The organism is Oleiphilus sp. HI0125 (assembly GCF_001635355.1).
Window position 1 is genome coordinate 24,246 of sequence record NZ_LWGF01000330.1, and the last position, 15,950, is coordinate 40,195.

14 protein-coding genes are annotated in these 15,950 nt (G+C 44.9%); 4 read left to right on the top strand and 10 right to left on the bottom strand.

Annotated elements, in window-relative coordinates; all coding sequences use genetic code 11:
* Positions 1-74 precede the first annotated feature (74 nt).
* Complete coding sequence (locus A3762_RS04555; RefSeq protein ID WP_068754284.1) at positions 75-1,268, top strand: CaiB/BaiF CoA-transferase family protein; 1,194 nt, start codon at positions 75-77, stop codon at positions 1,266-1,268.
* 67 nt (positions 1,269-1,335) lie between these two features.
* Here the strand turns inward: A3762_RS04555 and A3762_RS04560 are convergent, their stop codons facing one another.
* Entirely contained in the window at positions 1,336-4,272 is a 2,937-nt protein-coding gene (locus tag A3762_RS04560) for a hypothetical protein (RefSeq protein WP_068478436.1), read from the bottom strand.
* A gap of 183 nt (positions 4,273-4,455) precedes the next feature.
* On the opposite strand from A3762_RS04560, the gene A3762_RS28680 reads away from it, so the two are divergent.
* A complete protein-coding gene (locus tag A3762_RS28680; RefSeq protein WP_068478434.1) occupies positions 4,456-4,920 on the top strand; it encodes a cold-shock protein in 465 nt (154 codons plus the stop codon).
* Positions 4,921-4,996: 76 nt separating this feature from the next.
* On the opposite strand, the gene A3762_RS04570 is transcribed toward A3762_RS28680, so the two are convergent.
* The 9 genes from A3762_RS04570 to map all read right to left on the bottom strand — a co-directional run bounded on the left by A3762_RS04570 (position 4,997) and on the right by map (position 13,820).
* Positions 4,997-5,395, bottom strand: a complete 399-nt coding sequence (locus tag A3762_RS04570; protein WP_068754286.1) for a hypothetical protein — start codon at positions 5,393-5,395, stop codon at positions 4,997-4,999.
* On the bottom strand, positions 5,392-5,619 hold the full coding sequence (locus A3762_RS04575) for a hypothetical protein (RefSeq protein WP_068476870.1): 228 nt from the start codon (positions 5,617-5,619) through the stop codon (positions 5,392-5,394). The genes A3762_RS04570 and A3762_RS04575 overlap by 4 nt, the downstream gene beginning before the upstream one ends.
* Positions 5,609-6,484, bottom strand: coding sequence for a putative RNA methyltransferase (locus A3762_RS04580; protein ID WP_068754288.1), 876 nt, complete (start codon positions 6,482-6,484; stop codon positions 5,609-5,611). The genes A3762_RS04575 and A3762_RS04580 overlap by 11 nt, the downstream gene beginning before the upstream one ends.
* Before the next feature lie 17 nt (positions 6,485-6,501).
* The gene (gene dapE, locus A3762_RS04585; RefSeq protein ID WP_068754290.1) at positions 6,502-7,644 is read right to left on the bottom strand and encodes a succinyl-diaminopimelate desuccinylase; all 1,143 of its coding nucleotides are present in this window, start codon (positions 7,642-7,644) and stop codon (positions 6,502-6,504) included.
* Between the two features lie 70 nt (positions 7,645-7,714).
* Positions 7,715-8,734, bottom strand: coding sequence for a 2,3,4,5-tetrahydropyridine-2,6-dicarboxylate N-succinyltransferase (gene dapD, locus A3762_RS04590; protein WP_068478428.1), 1,020 nt, complete (start codon positions 8,732-8,734; stop codon positions 7,715-7,717).
* A gap of 22 nt (positions 8,735-8,756) precedes the next feature.
* On the bottom strand, positions 8,757-9,110 hold the full coding sequence (locus A3762_RS04595; protein WP_068476057.1) for an ArsC family reductase: 354 nt from the start codon (positions 9,108-9,110) through the stop codon (positions 8,757-8,759).
* The gene (gene dapC / locus A3762_RS04600; protein ID WP_068478426.1) at positions 9,107-10,306 is read right to left on the bottom strand and encodes a succinyldiaminopimelate transaminase; all 1,200 of its coding nucleotides are present in this window, start codon (positions 10,304-10,306) and stop codon (positions 9,107-9,109) included. Before dapC ends, A3762_RS04595 begins: the two co-directional genes overlap by 4 nt.
* A 20-nt stretch (positions 10,307-10,326) precedes the next feature.
* Positions 10,327-13,038 carry a [protein-PII] uridylyltransferase gene (glnD, locus tag A3762_RS04605; RefSeq protein WP_082868940.1) on the bottom strand — a complete coding sequence of 904 codons (2,712 nt, stop codon included), beginning with the start codon at positions 13,036-13,038 and terminating at the stop codon, positions 10,327-10,329.
* Positions 13,035-13,820, bottom strand: a complete 786-nt coding sequence (map, locus tag A3762_RS04610; RefSeq protein WP_068754291.1) for a type I methionyl aminopeptidase — start codon at positions 13,818-13,820, stop codon at positions 13,035-13,037. The genes glnD and map overlap by 4 nt, the downstream gene beginning before the upstream one ends.
* 327 nt (positions 13,821-14,147) lie before the next feature.
* Here map and rpsB point away from each other — a divergent pair, with 327 nt between their 5' ends.
* Together rpsB and tsf are read left to right on the top strand one after the other, a co-directional pair.
* Positions 14,148-14,888, top strand: a complete 741-nt coding sequence (rpsB, locus tag A3762_RS04615; RefSeq protein WP_068754293.1) for a 30S ribosomal protein S2 — start codon at positions 14,148-14,150, stop codon at positions 14,886-14,888.
* A gap of 159 nt (positions 14,889-15,047) precedes the next feature.
* Entirely contained in the window at positions 15,048-15,902 is an 855-nt protein-coding gene (tsf, locus tag A3762_RS04620; RefSeq protein WP_068478422.1) for a translation elongation factor Ts, read from the top strand.
* Positions 15,903-15,950 lie beyond the last annotated feature (48 nt).

Sequence of the window (15,950 nt, forward strand, 5' to 3'; positions counted from 1 at the left end):
TAATATTACTCTGACCTCGGTATTCCTAGAATAAGACAGCAACCTTAAACAATCACAAGAGCTTACCATTGAATATGTCCCTACCATTAGAAGGCGTCCGCGTCCTAGATTTTTCAACTTTGTTACCTGGTCCTTACGCAACTCAGTTACTTGCTGATATGGGAGCCGAGGTGCTGAGAATCGAGGCGCCAAATCGGCCTGACTTATTGAAAGTGATGCCGCCTATGGTCGGTCAAGGTAAAGCGAAGGTGTCGGCGGCGCACGCATCGATTAATCGTAACAAAAAGTCGATTGCGATCGATTTAAAGAATCCTGCTGCCAAATCAATCATCGAGAAATTGATTTCTGATTATGATGTTGTGATCGAGCAGTTTCGCCCTGGTGTGATGCAAAGGCTTGGCCTAGATTATGAGGTTTTGTCGTCAATTAACCCAAAGCTCGTTTACTGTTCAATTACTGGCTACGGTCAAACTGGCCCATACAAGGACAGGGCGGGGCATGATATCAATTACTTAGCTTTATCGGGACTGGCGAGCTATTCAGGACGGAAGGAAACGGGGCCGGTACTTTCTGCAACACAAATTGCTGACATAGCCGGAGGCTCTCATCATGCGGTGATGTCTATTCTTGCTGCATTACTCGCACGCCCAAATACAGGCAAGGGTGCATACTTAGATATATCAATGGCAGATGCTGCATTGAGTCTTAACACCATGTTCGGTGCTGGGGCATTAGTCAGCGGACAGGATCCTGAGTTAGGGTCAGGAATGCTCAATGGAGGCTTATTCTATGATTATTATGAAACAGCCGATGGCAAGTTTATCTCGATCGGTAGCTTAGAGCCTAATTTTGCAATGAGCTTATTGCAGACATTGGAGCTTAGTGACTGGTTATCAAAAATTGCCGATCAAAGACCTGAGACGCAGACATCCTTGCGCGCAGCGATTGCAGAAAAGATTTCGGCGCAAACGCAAGCCAAGTGGATCGATATATTTGGCAAGCTAGACGCTTGCGTTGAGCCTGTTATTACAGTGAACGAAGCTGCTGAACATCCTCAATTTAAGGCGCGGAAAATGTTTATTGATGTTCAATTAGAAAGCGGTGAAAGCGTGAAACAAATTGCAAGTGCTTTGCCATTTGATAGGGTTCAAGAACCAAGTTTAGGTGCACCGTTAGGAGCCCATACCGATGAGGTGCTAGGTCAGTTTGGCTTTGATGCTGGTCAACTTGAAGAGCTCAAGAAAAGTGGCTGTATTAAGCAGGGGTAAAAGAGAGAATGTCTGCACTATTTCTCAGCGCAGACAATCGATTTTCGTATTAACTAACCATAAAAGCTTAGAGACTGTATCCGATCCCTAAGTAATAATTTGGATCTTTGTCCGGTGCGGTAGATGTTTCGTCAAACGGAAATGCAGTGCCGAGCCTCAATGCGACCGGCAGCGCGCTGTAACCCAAATCTAGACCGACATTTAGCTCCACTCCGGCGGCATCAAACGTTGATTTGTCTCGGTTTGGCGTGCCGGATTCATAAAATAGCGCTCCAGAGATGGTGTGAAGACCAATAGGCCAAGCGTCGATTCCCTGGTCGACATAGGCGATAGGGAATCGGTAATCGGCCGAATAAATACTTGGCTTAAAGCCGCGAAGCTCTTGTGCAGAATCTGGATAGCCTCGCAATGGTTTTTCGCGTTGGTGAATCAAGCCTTGTTTAAATGCGGTGATGGACGGGCTATCGCCTAAATCAAAGAAGTCCGCTCCAGTTTGCGCTTCACCTATAAATGCGCGCAAGGCTAGTGTATGTGGGCCATAGAGTGCGATGTACTCGCGCCAATCAAGGATCCAAACGTTTCCATATGACTGATCACCAGAATTTATCTCGACACGATCTCGTTCGATGTTGAGTTGAATGGTGCGACCGTGCGCTGGGCTAACCCCATATAAAGCTTGAATGGCGTTGTTGTATATCGCGCTAAGCCCTAATGTTTCGACGTGGATTGATTGCTGGGTGTTGGTGAACTGATCCTCGAGGGTGCGCTGATAATTGTTTACACCTCCAGTAAGGGTCAATTGGGAAAAATCAAAACGCCATGTTTTATGCGCCAGTAACGCGCTGTCTTCTTGGTCTTCTATGAGGCGCGCTTTGTCTACGAAGGCTGGGGGCCCCGAGGCGCTGCCTTCGGTGTAATCGTATGCACGTGAGTACAATGCAGTGAGATGGTTGTATAAGGTATAAGCGCCAGAAAAGACATTTAAGTCGTTGTCGAAATCTCTACCCGCGATAAGCCCCCAGTTATGAAAATTTAAGACATCGCGCCCGTTAAGAATGATTGAGGCTGTGGTGTTGGTGTTGTCGCTAGTGAAACCAAAAAACCAAGACTGGGGTGCAATACTTTCAAGCGGATTGTAGTCGTGTTGTAAGAGGGGTTTATGTTCACGATCTTGATGCGAGCTTGTATCTAATTCTAAGCCCTTGTATGAATGAGGTGATTGAACTGTACCTGGCATGGCGTTGTTTTCTGGGTTACTTTCCGCGGTTTTCTCCGCATTTCTCTCCGCGCTCTTTTCCGCATTAATGACAGGAGATAATTCTTTATAGTCGGTTGATACGATGTCCCATCCCTTGTCGCTGTAATAGCGATAGGCGAGCTGTCCAGTTTGAGCGCTATATGATCCCGAACTCGCGCCCCCAATACTGATCGTCAAAGGGTTCAGTGACTGTTGTTCTAGATGATATGACCATAACTCTATAAATCCATTTTTATCGCTGCTCAGTATGACGTTTTGTGAGGTAGGGCCGGCGTAGATTTCAAATATATTGGTGTTCGCTTCGCTCAATACGATGTTTAAAGACTGGCCATTCAAACTATATTCAACTAGCTGCCATGGCTGTGATGGTGGCTTTCGCGTCAATAAGATTGTATTAGCGTCTTTCCATAAGGGCGTGGCTAAGTTTTCATATGAGTTTGGCGTATATAGAGTTCGTTCGTTTTCCAAATTGCCATTAATAAACTCAGCGGTCACTAAAGATTTAATTAAGCCATCTGATTTCACAGCTGCTAGCGTTAGCTTGTCATTGGTCTGAAAAAATGCGGCGCTGTTGTAGCCCGTACAATCTTTTATTTGTGAGGCTTTGCCTAGTTCAATGTTGTAAACATAGAGTGCATTGCTCGTTGCGTGGTGGCCGCAAGGGCTTGGTTGTATATAAAATACGTGGTCTGCGTCAACATACACGATCTGTGCGGTTGATTGTGTTTGTTCTAGTGAGTGAATCTCTCCGTCTTTTGAAACAGACAGCGTGCTCGGGCCATAAGGATCAAACGCGATGAAATACAGTGAACCGTCTTCACCAAAATAAGGACTCCTATTGATGTAACCAGTATTTGTAACAGGAGAAAAAGTCGTTTGATTAGCGGTTCTTACCTCAACTGTTTGTGAATACTCGAGCTCAAGCCAGGTTAAATATTCGGCCCACAGCTCTTTTAACCCGTCTGAAAATGTTGCGAATTTCGCTGGGCCATCGACGAGAAAAGGAATCAGCCTTCCACTTGTTGCTTCAACATACCGTGGAATGCTATCTGGACCGTATTTCGACTCTAAAAATTGATAGAACTTTACGCCGTAGCTATAGCTTTTGTTGAACGGCCAATCCCTAGTGCTTTGTTGAATTTTGCCTAAGGGTAAGAGACCTGATTCGACTTCGGTTCGCATCACCATATCGTAGTAGGCGCTTTGTCCTCTTCCCACGTTTTTATCTAAAGATGTTTCTGCGTAAGTAGCTAGGCCTTCTTTAAAAAAGGTAGATAAAAATATGTTTGGGAAAGAAAAGATATTTCGTCCGAATATGTAACGCGGGTAACTCGCCGCATCACGTGTTTTATCGAGATGGATAATATGGGTCATCTCGTGCAGGATCAGTAAGTCTAACCAGTTATCGTAGTCTTGAAGCTCGCTAACACCAGAGGGCAATGCGAGAAATAATACGCTTCGGTTATAAGGGAAAGGCGTTGCGTAACCATTCGCTGAGCTACTTTGATCGCTTAATACGATTTCGACTTTGTCGAAGGGTGTCCAAGATAAATAGTCACTAAGTTGAGGCAGTACATTATCCGCAGACGCAAGAGCATGCAGGGCTTCTTTCTCTCTAGTTTTTGGGTAAGTAACCTTAGAGTATTGCCCTTCAATCGTTTGCCAGTCACGCGTGATTGAGAAGTGCTCAAATGCGGAGATAGAGGCGCTAAAAATAAGCGCTAAACAAGCGGCGAAAATACGCATGATTGGCGGCGAGTCCTTTTATTATGGTCGTAGCGATTAATGAATTGAAAGGTTGGACAAATCGCAGTTTTATATAAAAACATATTGTGATTCAATGTAGCAGTTGTCTTGGCAACAAATCTTTGAGCTACGTTACATCTGTAGCTTATTAATAATGCTAACAATTTTAAAAGAGATATTTTCATGTTTAAGAAGATAACGATTAGTGCCTTGGTCGCGCTTCCGTTTCCTTTCCTTATATTCTTAGCCGGCTCACGTTTGGATGTGTTCGCAAGCGAACAATCAGCAATTGATTTTTTAAATACGTCTAATGGAATGGCTTTCTACGCGGCAGCATTCGTTTTATTTTTAGTTGCGTCAGTGATTTCGAGTTTGTTTTTTGACTCAGATGTTCGCTCTCAGCCTTGTGATGATGCCGATGACGAAGTTGGCGGTGATGAAGGCTCAAATTACGGAAGCGTAAAATGGTTCAACGTAAATAAAGGCTTTGGGTTTATTACAACAGAGTCAGGTGATGACATCTTCGTGCACTTTAGATCTATTCGTGGTCGCGGTCGTCGTAGTTTGCGTCAGGGTCAGAATGTTCGCTTTGACATTTCTGTTGGTGAGAAAGGTAAGCAGGCGGACAACGTATCTGTCGTTAAATAACAAATACTGTGTCTGGCTAATTGCTGTAATTGCCTAGATTTAGTGTGAGTGGGGAGCTCACGCTAAATCTAGGCAGTTAAGCCCAAACCACTAATTCTTTTGAATCTCTTGTAAGTTTCCACCATTTCTCACTAAATTCTTCTTCTGATTCCGTATACGATTCTGCAGAACATCTGACTTCCGTATCCATATTAGTTAACGCCGAATGAGCACATACTAGGTCACTTTCCCACGGAGTATTCTGGCTCTTAAACCATATACTTGTGTAAGCCTTTCCTGCTGCGCGTGGAGTTATCATTAACTCAATGCGTTGTTCGTCCAGAGATATATGCGTAGTGACGGGCTTAGGGCTATCTAATTTGATATTAGTGATCAGTTTTATATCTGTGTCGCTAAAAACTTCGGCGAGCCATGAAGCGAGGTCGTTGAGCACAACATTCTTTATATAAATCTCTACATCGGGTTGCTGTGTCATCGTCGTGTATCCGTAGTGAAAAAGCGTTTTAGTCGTTGCCACAATATCATGACATATGCAGCGACAACGCCAAATATCGATAGGGCTGCTGCTATTAATGAAACTAGACCAATTAGTTCTTGTTGCACTGAATCTTCCATATAAAACTCAGCGTAGGTTAAGCCAGAGAGTGATATCAATAAGAGTGCGCTGAACACAAAGAATAGCTTAAATCTAGTTTCCATTTATATGATTCTTTGGTTTATAGCTTGCAACATATACATCGCAGCTTAATGAAAGCGATCTCAATTCTGCGGTGCGCTCGATCTCAGAGCGTTGCGCACGCCAAACATGTGGAGTCATTGTGATGAGGTCAAGAATGGCGTCTTTTGAGTTGAGCGTGAAGGTATAAGAAACGCGTTGGTCTTCGAGTAATTCAAAATCCTCGTTTGATATCGGTGTTTTCTCTACCCGCTTTTTAATTTTTACGTCTGGGTATAAGTGCTTCCGCAATTCAATGAGATGGTTTTCGCCTGCTGACACGTCAAGAAGCAGCCCATCATTCATAATGATGCGTCGTGCTTCCGACATACAGGGACGTGAAAACATATGTGTTACAAGGCTCTGACTATGATCTGAGACGGGCAATCGAAACGCATTGCCAACTAACCATGCTGCCTCTTTCACTCGCTTGGCAGCTGTGCGAATTGCTGGTATAGAAATATCTATACCAGTTAAGGCGCATTCAAGAGACATATCGCGTGCTAGAAAATTATGGAACTGTTGAGTGTAGTAGCCTTCACCGCAGGCTATGTCTGTGTACGTGATGGTAGGCACTTGGTGCGACTTCGCATGATGACTTATTTGACTAATACAAGCATCAACAATGGCTCGGTAATGGCCAAGCGCTAGAAACCGTTGACGAGCTTGTACCATCTCGATCGTATCGCCAGGGTTCTTGCTAGATTTATCTTGGTTGAGAAGTAGGTTGAAGTAACCTTGTTTAGCGCGATCAAAACAATGGTTTTGCTCACATCTCAAGGTGCGCTCCATGAGTTTGAGCGGCTTGCCGCACACAGGGCATTTGAGATGTGGCAATTGATCATTCATTGTCTTGGGCTAGTAAACTATGGCGCTAGCAACCGCGTCAGTATACCTTCATAGATATCTGACAAATCATTCAAATCCTGAACGCTTACGTGCTCGTTCACTTGGTGAATGGTCGCATTTAATGGGCCAAGCTCTAAGACCTGTGCACCTGTTGGCGCGATAAACCGGCCGTCTGATGTGCCTCCACTAGTGGATAGCTCGGTATCAATTCCTTTGACTTCTTTAATTGACGCAACGGCGGCCTCAACGAGTGGGCCTGCCTCAGTAAGAAATGGTCGTCCGCTCAGGTTCCATACAATGTCGTAGTCTAAGTCATACTTTTCGAGTACTGCTTCGGTTTTCTCTGTGAGCTCTTCTGCTGTCACCTCTGTGCAATATCTAAAGTTAAACAACACTTCACCAACGCCTGGAATGACATTAGTAGCGCCAGTTCCGCAGTTAAAGTTGGTGATTTGGAAAGAGGTTGCTGGAAAGAACTCATTTCCTTGGTCCCATTCAATATCTGCTAATTCAGCAAGCGCTCTGGAAGCTTTATGGATAGGATTATCTGCAAGGTGCGGGTAGGCAACATGCCCTTGCTTACCTTTGATAGTAAGCTTTGCGTTCAAAGAGCCACGACGGCCATTCTTAATGACATCACCTAGCGTTGTGGTGCTTGAGGGTTCGCCAACAAGACACCAGTCAATTTTCTCGTTACGAGCTTCTAAGGTTTCGATGACCTTTACCGTTCCATTTTTCGCTGGACCTTCTTCATCACTCGTAATCAAGTAGGCGATAGAGCCTTTATGCTCTGGATACTTTTCGATGAAGCGCTCAGTTGCCGTGATAAACGCCGCTAAACTACCTTTCATGTCTGCGGTACCGCGTCCATGAATATGCCCGTCTTCAATGCGTGCTTCAAAAGGAGGGTATTGCCACTGGTACTCAGGTCCAGTTGGCACAACATCGGTGTGGCCAGCAAAACAAACGAGCGGCCACTGGCGGCCTTTACGCGCCCAAAGGTTAGTCACTTCTTCGAAGTCCATTGCCTCACAAATAAAACCAAGCTTATCAAGACGATCTTCCATTATTTTTTGGCAGCCATGGTCATCAGGCGTCACGGAAGGTTGCTGAATAAGTTGTTGCGTTAGTTTGATAGTGGGCGTGTTGATATCTGGCATCAGAAGCTCTTTGTATGAATATAAATATCACTTGAAGAAGGGGCATTAAGCTGCCCCTATCTATTAAAGCTTAATTGTTCGCGTGAAGCGCTTCGTTAAGCTCAATTGCGGTCTTGTTAGTTAAACACTCAACACGACCGTTAGCAGAGTTACGTCGGAATAGTAAGTCTGCTTTATTGGCAAGGTCTCTCGCTTTAACTGTTTCAACTTCATTTCCATCAGCGTCTAGCATCACAACTTTTGTACCTGCTGTGATATATAGCCCAGACTCAACAGTACAGCGATCGCCTAGTGGAATACCGATACCTGCATTTGCACCGATTAAGCTGCTTTCACCAACCGAAATGGTGATATTACCACCGCCTGATAGCGTGCCCATTGTCGAACAGCCGCCGCCAAGGTCAGAGCCTTTACCGACCATAACGCCCGCCGAAATACGGCCTTCAACCATTGAAGTGCCTTCGGTGCCAGCGTTAAAGTTAACAAAACCTTCGTGCATAATGGTGGTGCCTTCACCGATATAAGCGCCGAGACGAACGCGCGCCGCATCAGCAATACGAACACCAGAAGGAACCACATAGTCGGTCATTTGTGGGAATTTGTCGACAGACTTCACTTCAATGACTTTACCTTGCATACGCGCTTCAAGTTGGCGTTGTGGTAATTCTGCTAAGTCGATTGCGCCTTCGTTTGTCCATGCGACGTTAGGAAGTAGACCAAAGATTCCGTCGAGCTTGATGCCGTGAGGCTTCACTAGACGATGAGAGATAAGGTGTAGCTTTAAGTACACCTCTGGTGTGCTCGATGCTGTCGTATCTTCTTCAATAATAACGAGAGCGACAGGGTTTTCTGAGCTTCTTAGTTTTTCTGCAACAACAGATAGCTCGCCGAGTGCGTGGGTGTCAGCGATAAGCTGCGTTTGCTCCGCAGTGAGTGTCAGCGTCTGGTTTCCGCCATCTAAACCTAATGTAGAGAGAAGTGCGTCAACAAGGCCTTGCTCAGGTTGATATAGCGGAGCTGGGAATAACGTTTCAAGCCATTCGCCATTTGCGTTTTTTGAGCCTACACCTAGGCCAATTGCTACTGTCATAATCTTTCCGTATTCGTGTCGTTTAAGAATAAATTGTTTCGTAGGTCTCAGGTTTGAAGCCTAAGTAAACCTGGTTGTTGTATTCGATCAACGGGCGTTTTATAAGCGACTGATTTTCAAGCATCAGTACGATTGCTTTTTGATTATTTACATCGGTCTTTTGCTCGTCACTTAGCTTTCGCCAAGTTGTACCACGTTTATTAATGAGTTGATCCCATTCCACATGACTTAACCAAAACTCGAGTTTTTCTTGTGTGATGCCAGACTTTTTGTAGTCATGGAACTCGAATTCGATATCGTGATTGGTTAACCAAGTAGTGGCTTTTTTCATCGTATCGCAAGCTTTAATGCCGTAGATTTTGGTAGAAGTACTCATTTCAAACCTTCAATAAATGTTTTGATTCTGTTTGCTGCTTCGACGCATTCATCTACGGGGGCAACAAGTGCCATTCTGACGCGGTTTGCTCCAGGGTTTATTCCGCCAACGGCGCGTGAGAGATAAGAACCGGGTACAACCGTGACATTTTGTTCTTTAAACAATTGTTGCGCGAACTGTTCGTCACTTATTGGTGTTTCTGCCCATAAATAGAAGCTTGCGTCGGTCTGCTCAACATCCATGACCGGTTCCAAAATTTCTAGCACAGCTTTGAACTTGGCGCGATATTGATCTCGGTTTTCCACAACATGAGTTTCATCATTCCACGCCGCGATACTTGCGAGTTGGTGATGCACGGGTAGTGCACAGCCATGATAAGTACGATACTTCAAATACTGCGCGAGTAAGTCAGCATCGCCCGCTACAAACCCAGAGCGGAGGCCGGGTAAATTAGAACGCTTGGACAAAGAGTGAAAAACGATACAGTTTTTGTAATCAACTCGGCCCAGTTTTACACACGCTTCGAGTAGGCCAATTGGCGCATTGGTCTCGTCCGTGTAGATTTCTGAATAACACTCATCTGACGCAAGTACAAAATCATACTTGTCTGATAGATGGATGAGCTGCTCTAGCGTTTCAAGATCAACAACCGCACCAGTGGGGTTGCCGGGAGAACATAAAAATAGAATCTGACAGCGTTGCCAAGTTTCTTCATCAACGGCATCAAAATCAGGTTGAAAACCATGTTCTTCAAGACATGGTAAAAGTTTAAGATCTACGCCTGAGAGATATGTTGCCCCTTCATATATCTGATAAAAAGGATTAGGGCTAACAACAAGGCCGTTTGCCGTATCGTCCACACAAGCCTGCGTAAATGAAAATATCGCTTCACGGGTTCCGTTAACAGGAAGAACTTGAGTATCTGGATTTAACGGTGACTGTGCCAAATCGAAGCGTTGCGTTGCCCAGTTGGCAATAGACTCGCGTAACTCAGGAATACCCTTGGTTGTCGGATACGTTTCAACCTTATTGATATTATCGATAAGTATCTTGGTCACAAATTCAGGAGCCGGATGTTTTGGTTCGCCAATAGATAACTTAATTGGCGCTAGTTTAGGATTCGCTAGGACCTCGCCGAGTAATTTGGTCAGCTTTTCAAAAGGGTAAGGCTGGAGCTTGTCTAATAAAGGATTCATGTACTTGTCTATTCAATTAATTAGGATTCGGTACTAGCAAGCTCATCTAGCTGCGTACAAATATCGTGCTGTAGCGTTTCGCATTGCTCAACATCACTCAAAGGAAAACCGTTTTCTTGCGTGATAAAGAAAACATCTTCTACACGTTCACCCAAGGTGGCGATTCTTGCGCTTACCAAGCTTAGATCGTGCTGATAAAGAATATGGCCAATACGTGCTAGTAGTCCTGGACGGTCAGGTGTTACGACCTCGACGACTGTTCGATGATTTACTGCATCGTTGCTTAGCGTAACCTCAGTAGGGAATGAAAAATGTTTAAGGGCGCGAGGCGTTCGTCTACCAATGATTTCAGGGTAGTCGTTTGGATCATCAAGTGCCTCGGAGAGCTTTTCAATAATAAGAGACTTTCGTTCTGGGTCGTCTGCTAGCGAATCGCCATTAGAATTAGTGATCGCGAAGTTGCTTACGGTAAAGCCGCCACTCGCTGAGCTAATGCGCGCACTCAATACGTTAATGTTGAGCTGTTCAAGCATCGCGGTCTTTGCAGCGAAAAGATCGTCGTCTGAACGTAGGTAAACCATCAGCTGCGAGAACCCCTGATTGGTACCATCGTCTTTATCTCTAAGGGCAATAACGGGCTGTGCCTTGTCTTCTTGTGCAAGGATCGCTTCGCACTGCCATACGATGTCGTCAACTGCTCCTTGAAGGAAGAACTCGTCGTCAAGCGTATCTACTAGGTCATTTACGTGAGAGGCAAGATACTCTTTTTGAAACAGGGTCGAACGCACTTCTTGGCGAGTTGCGTTAATCCAGGCACCTCTTGATACCGGAGATTCAACGCCTTTACGTAGGGCGCGGCGTGCTTCCACAAACAATTGCTGTAGTAAGCTTGCTCGCCAAGTATTCCATAGCTTCGGGTTCGTCGCCGCAATGTCGCATACCGTCAATACATAGAGATATTCTAAATGGACAATGCTCGGTATTTTTGCTGCGAACTCGTAAATGATCTCAGGGTCAGCTACGTCTTTTTTCTGAGCAGTTGTCGACATCAATAAGTGCTGTTCAACCAGCCAAGAAACCAAGTGTGTGTCGCGCTCACTAAAGTGGTGGCGCTGACAGAATGCACGAACGTCGATCGCGCCAAGTTCGGAATGATCTCCGCCTCGACCTTTGGCAATATCGTGGTAAATGCCTGCTACATACAACAGCTCTAACTTAGGAAGTCCTTTGACGAGCGAAGCGGCGAGCGGAAATGATTCTTTGTGCTGTTCGTCATGTAATCGAACAATGTTTCTAACTAGTCGAATGGTGTGCGCGTCAACAGTATAGGTATGAAACAGGTCGTGCTGCATCTGTCCGACGGTCGAGGCAAATTCAGGTAAATAACGGGAAAGTACATTGTACTTAAGCATGTTGCGCAAGGTTCGGTGAAGTCTATGCGGTGTTCGCAGAATCTCTCGGAACATTGTCGTGTTAGCTAGGTCTGCGCGGAAACTATCATCGATCAGATATTGATGTTCTCGAATCAGTCTAATCGTTGTCGCGTGAATACCCTTGATTGCAGGGTTTTGCGCCATTAACAAAAATATTTCGATCAGTGCGTACGGGGAGCGATCAAAGACACCATCATCTACCGTCTCTACATAGCCATTGCTAACTTGAAAGCGGTTGTTCAGTGGAGTCGTTACAGTCTCTCGATTTGGATTAAGATAAAAACCATCAAAGTACTGAAGAATCACATCAGCGAGTTCAGCAAGAGCGAGTACAGTACGATAGTAGCGCTGCATCATAAGCTCAACGCCCAGTGAATTGTCACTGTCTTCGTAGCCAAGAATTTTGGCAACCTTGCGTTGGTGATCAAACAGCAGTCGGTTTTCGCTTCGATTTGCAACCATCTGAAGACCATAGCGCAAAGACCATAAAAAGGTCTCCCCTGAAAGAAGGAGGTTGAATTCTTCGTCCGTCAGAAAGTGATATCGTTCTCTTGCGGTTTTGGCCTCAGGGCCAAAGTGACGCTTTGTAATCCAGCCAACTGTCTGAATATCGCGAAGTGTACCAGGCGAAGCTTTAATGTTCGGCTCAAGATTGTATTCGTTGCCACCATAACGTTCGTGGCGTTCGACTTGCTCTTTGAACTTGGCCATAAAGTAGTCTTTGGACGTATAGACTTCGTCAGAATACATACGGCTTGTGAGTGTTGATTTTAATGACTCGGCGCCGGAAATTGTTCGAGTCTCTAAAAGATTTGTTGCAATCGTTACATCTAGGCTTGCTTGCTCAATACATTCGTCGATTGTACGAACACTATGTCCTATTTCGAGCGACAGGTCCCACAGCAGAGTAATGAAGCTGCTTAGATCGCTTTCAGATTCAGTGGGGATCTGATCTTTTGCAAGAATAAGAAGATCAATGTCTGAATGAGGCTGTAACTCTCCGCGACCATATCCACCAACAGCGATCAGAGAAAAATTATCTTGATCAAACGCGTAACGTGACCAGAGAGCGTTAAGAACTTGATCCATAAACCATGCTTTGGCGCCAATGATCGCTCGGATATCTTCGCCGTCACAATAGAGTTCGTCGAAGCAATCGGCAGCACGTTTTAGATATTCTTTTGTAGCCTTTGCTGGATAGCCTTGGCCGGTCAGATCTTCAAACAGTGTTGTTAGTGAAATGCCAGATTGTTCTAAAAAGCGGGATTTAATTGTTGGTTCCGCTAATTGATAGTTCATGCTAAACCGAAATGCTCTTTCTCTTCTTGGCGCATCGTTAGGACTTCAAAACCATCTTTTGTGACAAGAATCGTATGTTCCCATTGCGCTGATAACTTGTGATCCTTCGTGACAACGGTCCACTCATCCGGGAGTAATTTACAGTGTCGCTTTCCTTGGTTAATCATCGGCTCGATCGTGAAGGTCATACCTTCTTTGATCTCCATGCCTGTGCCTTTCTTTCCATAGTGCATGACTTGAGGGTCTTCGTGGAATACCGCGCCGATACCATGGCCGCAATACTCTCGCACAACCGAGTAGTAGTTGCTCTCAGCGTGCTTTTGAATGACTGCGCCAATATCACCTAAGCGAGCTCCTGGTTTGACCAAAGCAATGCCTTTATACATGCACTCTTGCGTAATTCTAACTAAACGCTCCGCAGCGATACTCGGTTCACCAACAAAAAACATCTTGCTGGTGTCGCCATGATAGCCATCTTTTATAACTGTGATGTCAATGTTAATGATGTCACCATTTTTTAGCTTCTTTTTCTCGCTTGGAATGCCGTGACAAATAACATGGTTAACCGAGGTGCAAATGGATTTAGGGAATCCTTTGTAGTTTAGAGGGGCGGGAATCGCTTGCTGCTCGTTGACAATGTAATCATGACAAATCTTGTCTAACTCTTCCGTCGTGACGCCCGCTTTTACGTAAGGGCCTATCATTTCTAATGCTTGTGCGGCTAAACCGCCGGCAATGCGCATTTTTTCGATTTCTTCAGGAGTTTTAATAGTGACGGTCATAAGTATAAAAGATAGTCGTAGTTAATAAGTCTGGGGCGAATAAGTCTAAAACACCTAATCGCGCCATTCTACAGTGACTGTAGCGGATTACAAAGGCCATTATTACTTTAGGTCAGGCTTAAAACTCAAAGTGGGCGGCTAAGCTTTTCATTGGTGTGTCTTTATGGTATAAAGCGCACCGCGAATTTTCGCATGGCAGTAATGCTATTAATTTAATAAATCCGCACACGATTCGTCACGTTTAACTGGGTGCTTGAAAGCTTTTGTCTTGATGGTTGTTAAATGGGGGTCGTGGAGGTTCAACCCAATACATTAAGGAATGTAAACATGGCAGCAGTTTCAATGCGCGACCTGCTTAAAGCAGGTGTACACTTCGGACACCAGACTCGTTACTGGAATCCAAAAATGGGCAAATACATCTTCGGTGCCCGAAACAAAATCCATATCATTAACCTCGAACAAACAGTTCCTGCTTTCAACGAGTCTTTAGCGATGGTTAAAAGACTTGCTGAGAACAAGAACAAAATCTTGTTCGTTGGTACTAAGCGTGCGGCTAGCAAAATCATCAAAGAGGAAGCTGAGCGCGGGGGTATGCCTTACGTGAATCATCGTTGGTTGGGCGGTATGTTGACCAACTACAAAACGATTCGTCAAAGCATCCGTCGTTTACGCGATCTTGAGAAGCAGAAAGAAGATGGTACTTTCGAAAAACTAACCAAGAAAGAAGTCTTGATGCGTACGCGTGAGATGGACAAGCTTGAGCGTGGTATCGGCGGTATCAAAGATATGGGCGGCTTGCCAGATGCGTTATTTGTTATCGATGTTGATAACGAGCGTATCGCAATTAAAGAAGCGAACAAATTAGGTATTCCTGTTATCGGTATCGTTGATACTAACAGTGATCCTGATGGTGTTGACTACGTTATCCCAGGTAACGATGACGCGATTCGTGCGATTCAAATCTACGCGAAAGCATTTGCTGATGCGGTAGTTGAAGGCACTGCGTCAAACGGTGGCGAATACGTAGAAGTTGCTGAAGAAGCAAAAGAAGCGCCAGCGGCAGAGTAATCTGTTAGCTTTCAAGCTTTGAAAAATCAAAAGACCTGCAAGTTCGCTTGCAGGTCTTTTGTACTAAATAGCTAAAAATTTTGCGGCGGGGATTTAACGATGTCCACGACGCTAACAAACCTAAATGCCTATTACAGGCGATATAGATGAGGAAATATCATGGCTGCAATTAGTGCCTCAATGGTAAAAGAGCTTCGTGAGCGTACTGGTCTTGGTATGCTTGAGTGTAAAAAAGCACTCGCTGAGACGGACGGTGATGTAGATAAGGCAATTGAAGAATTGCGTAAGAAGAGCGGTATGAAAGCAGCTAAGAAAGCTGGTCGTACTGCTGCAGAAGGTGTTGTTGTTGTTAAAGTTGCTGACGACGCGTCAAAAGCAATGTTGGTAGAAGTTAACTCAGAAACAGATTTTGCTGCGAAGAACGAAGACTTTTTGGCGTTTGCTAATAAGGTTGCAGAAGAGGCGTTTGCTAGCGGTTCAACTGATGTTGCTGGTTTGTTAGATGCTGAGCGTGAAGCGCTTGTTCAAAAAGTTGGTGAGAATATCTCTCCTCGTCGCGCTGTAGCTCTTGAGGGTGCAGTTGTTGGTTCATACGTTCACTCAAACAACCGTATTGGTGCAATTGTTGTGCTATCTGGTGGTTCTGCTGAGTTAGCTAAAGATATCGCTATGCACGCAACTGCGGTAAACCCTCGTGTTCTTCGCCCAGAAGATATGGCTGAAGAAGAGTTAGAGAAAGAGAAAGAAATCATTAAGGCGCAACCTGACATGGAAGGTAAGCCTGCAGAGATCGTTGAGAAAATGATGGGTGGTCGTATCAAGAAGTTCCTTAAAGAGAACTCTATGACAGAGCAGCCTTTCGTTAAAAATCCAGAGCTTACTGTTGGCCAGTTAGCGAAAGAAGGTGGTGCTGAGATCGTATCTTTCGTTCGCCTTGAAGTGGGTGAAGGTATTGAGGTTGAAGAGACTGACTTTGCAGCTGAAGTTGCTGCTCAGTTGGCTGGCGATGCTTAATCTCCATATCTAATATGCGATCTAAAGAAGTGTTTTTGTCGTAGCGGC

Excerpts from the sequence above, each read along its gene's own strand:
- A3762_RS04595 (WP_068476057.1), bottom strand. The coding sequence starts at position 9,110 with ATGAGTACTTCTACCAAAATCTACGGCATTAAAGCTTGCGATACGATG.
- dapC (WP_068478426.1), bottom strand. The coding sequence starts at position 10,306 with ATGAATCCTTTATTAGACAAGCTCCAGCCTTACCCTTTTGAAAAGCTG.
- glnD (WP_082868940.1), bottom strand. The coding sequence starts at position 13,038 with ATGAACTATCAATTAGCGGAACCAACAATTAAATCCCGCTTTTTAGAA.
- tsf (WP_068478422.1), top strand. The coding sequence starts at position 15,048 with ATGGCTGCAATTAGTGCCTCAATGGTAAAAGAGCTTCGTGAGCGTACT.
- A3762_RS04560 (WP_068478436.1), bottom strand. The coding sequence starts at position 4,272 with ATGCGTATTTTCGCCGCTTGTTTAGCGCTTATTTTTAGCGCCTCTATC.
- dapD (WP_068478428.1), bottom strand. The coding sequence starts at position 8,734 with ATGACAGTAGCAATTGGCCTAGGTGTAGGCTCAAAAAACGCAAATGGC.
- A3762_RS04555 (WP_068754284.1), top strand. The coding sequence starts at position 75 with ATGTCCCTACCATTAGAAGGCGTCCGCGTCCTAGATTTTTCAACTTTG.
- A3762_RS28680 (WP_068478434.1), top strand. The coding sequence starts at position 4,456 with ATGTTTAAGAAGATAACGATTAGTGCCTTGGTCGCGCTTCCGTTTCCT.
- A3762_RS04570 (WP_068754286.1), bottom strand. The coding sequence starts at position 5,395 with ATGACACAGCAACCCGATGTAGAGATTTATATAAAGAATGTTGTGCTC.
- A3762_RS04575 (WP_068476870.1), bottom strand. The coding sequence starts at position 5,619 with ATGGAAACTAGATTTAAGCTATTCTTTGTGTTCAGCGCACTCTTATTG.
- map (WP_068754291.1), bottom strand. The coding sequence starts at position 13,820 with ATGACCGTCACTATTAAAACTCCTGAAGAAATCGAAAAAATGCGCATT.
- rpsB (WP_068754293.1), top strand. The coding sequence starts at position 14,148 with ATGGCAGCAGTTTCAATGCGCGACCTGCTTAAAGCAGGTGTACACTTC.
- dapE (WP_068754290.1), bottom strand. The coding sequence starts at position 7,644 with ATGCCAGATATCAACACGCCCACTATCAAACTAACGCAACAACTTATT.
- A3762_RS04580 (WP_068754288.1), bottom strand. The coding sequence starts at position 6,484 with ATGAATGATCAATTGCCACATCTCAAATGCCCTGTGTGCGGCAAGCCG.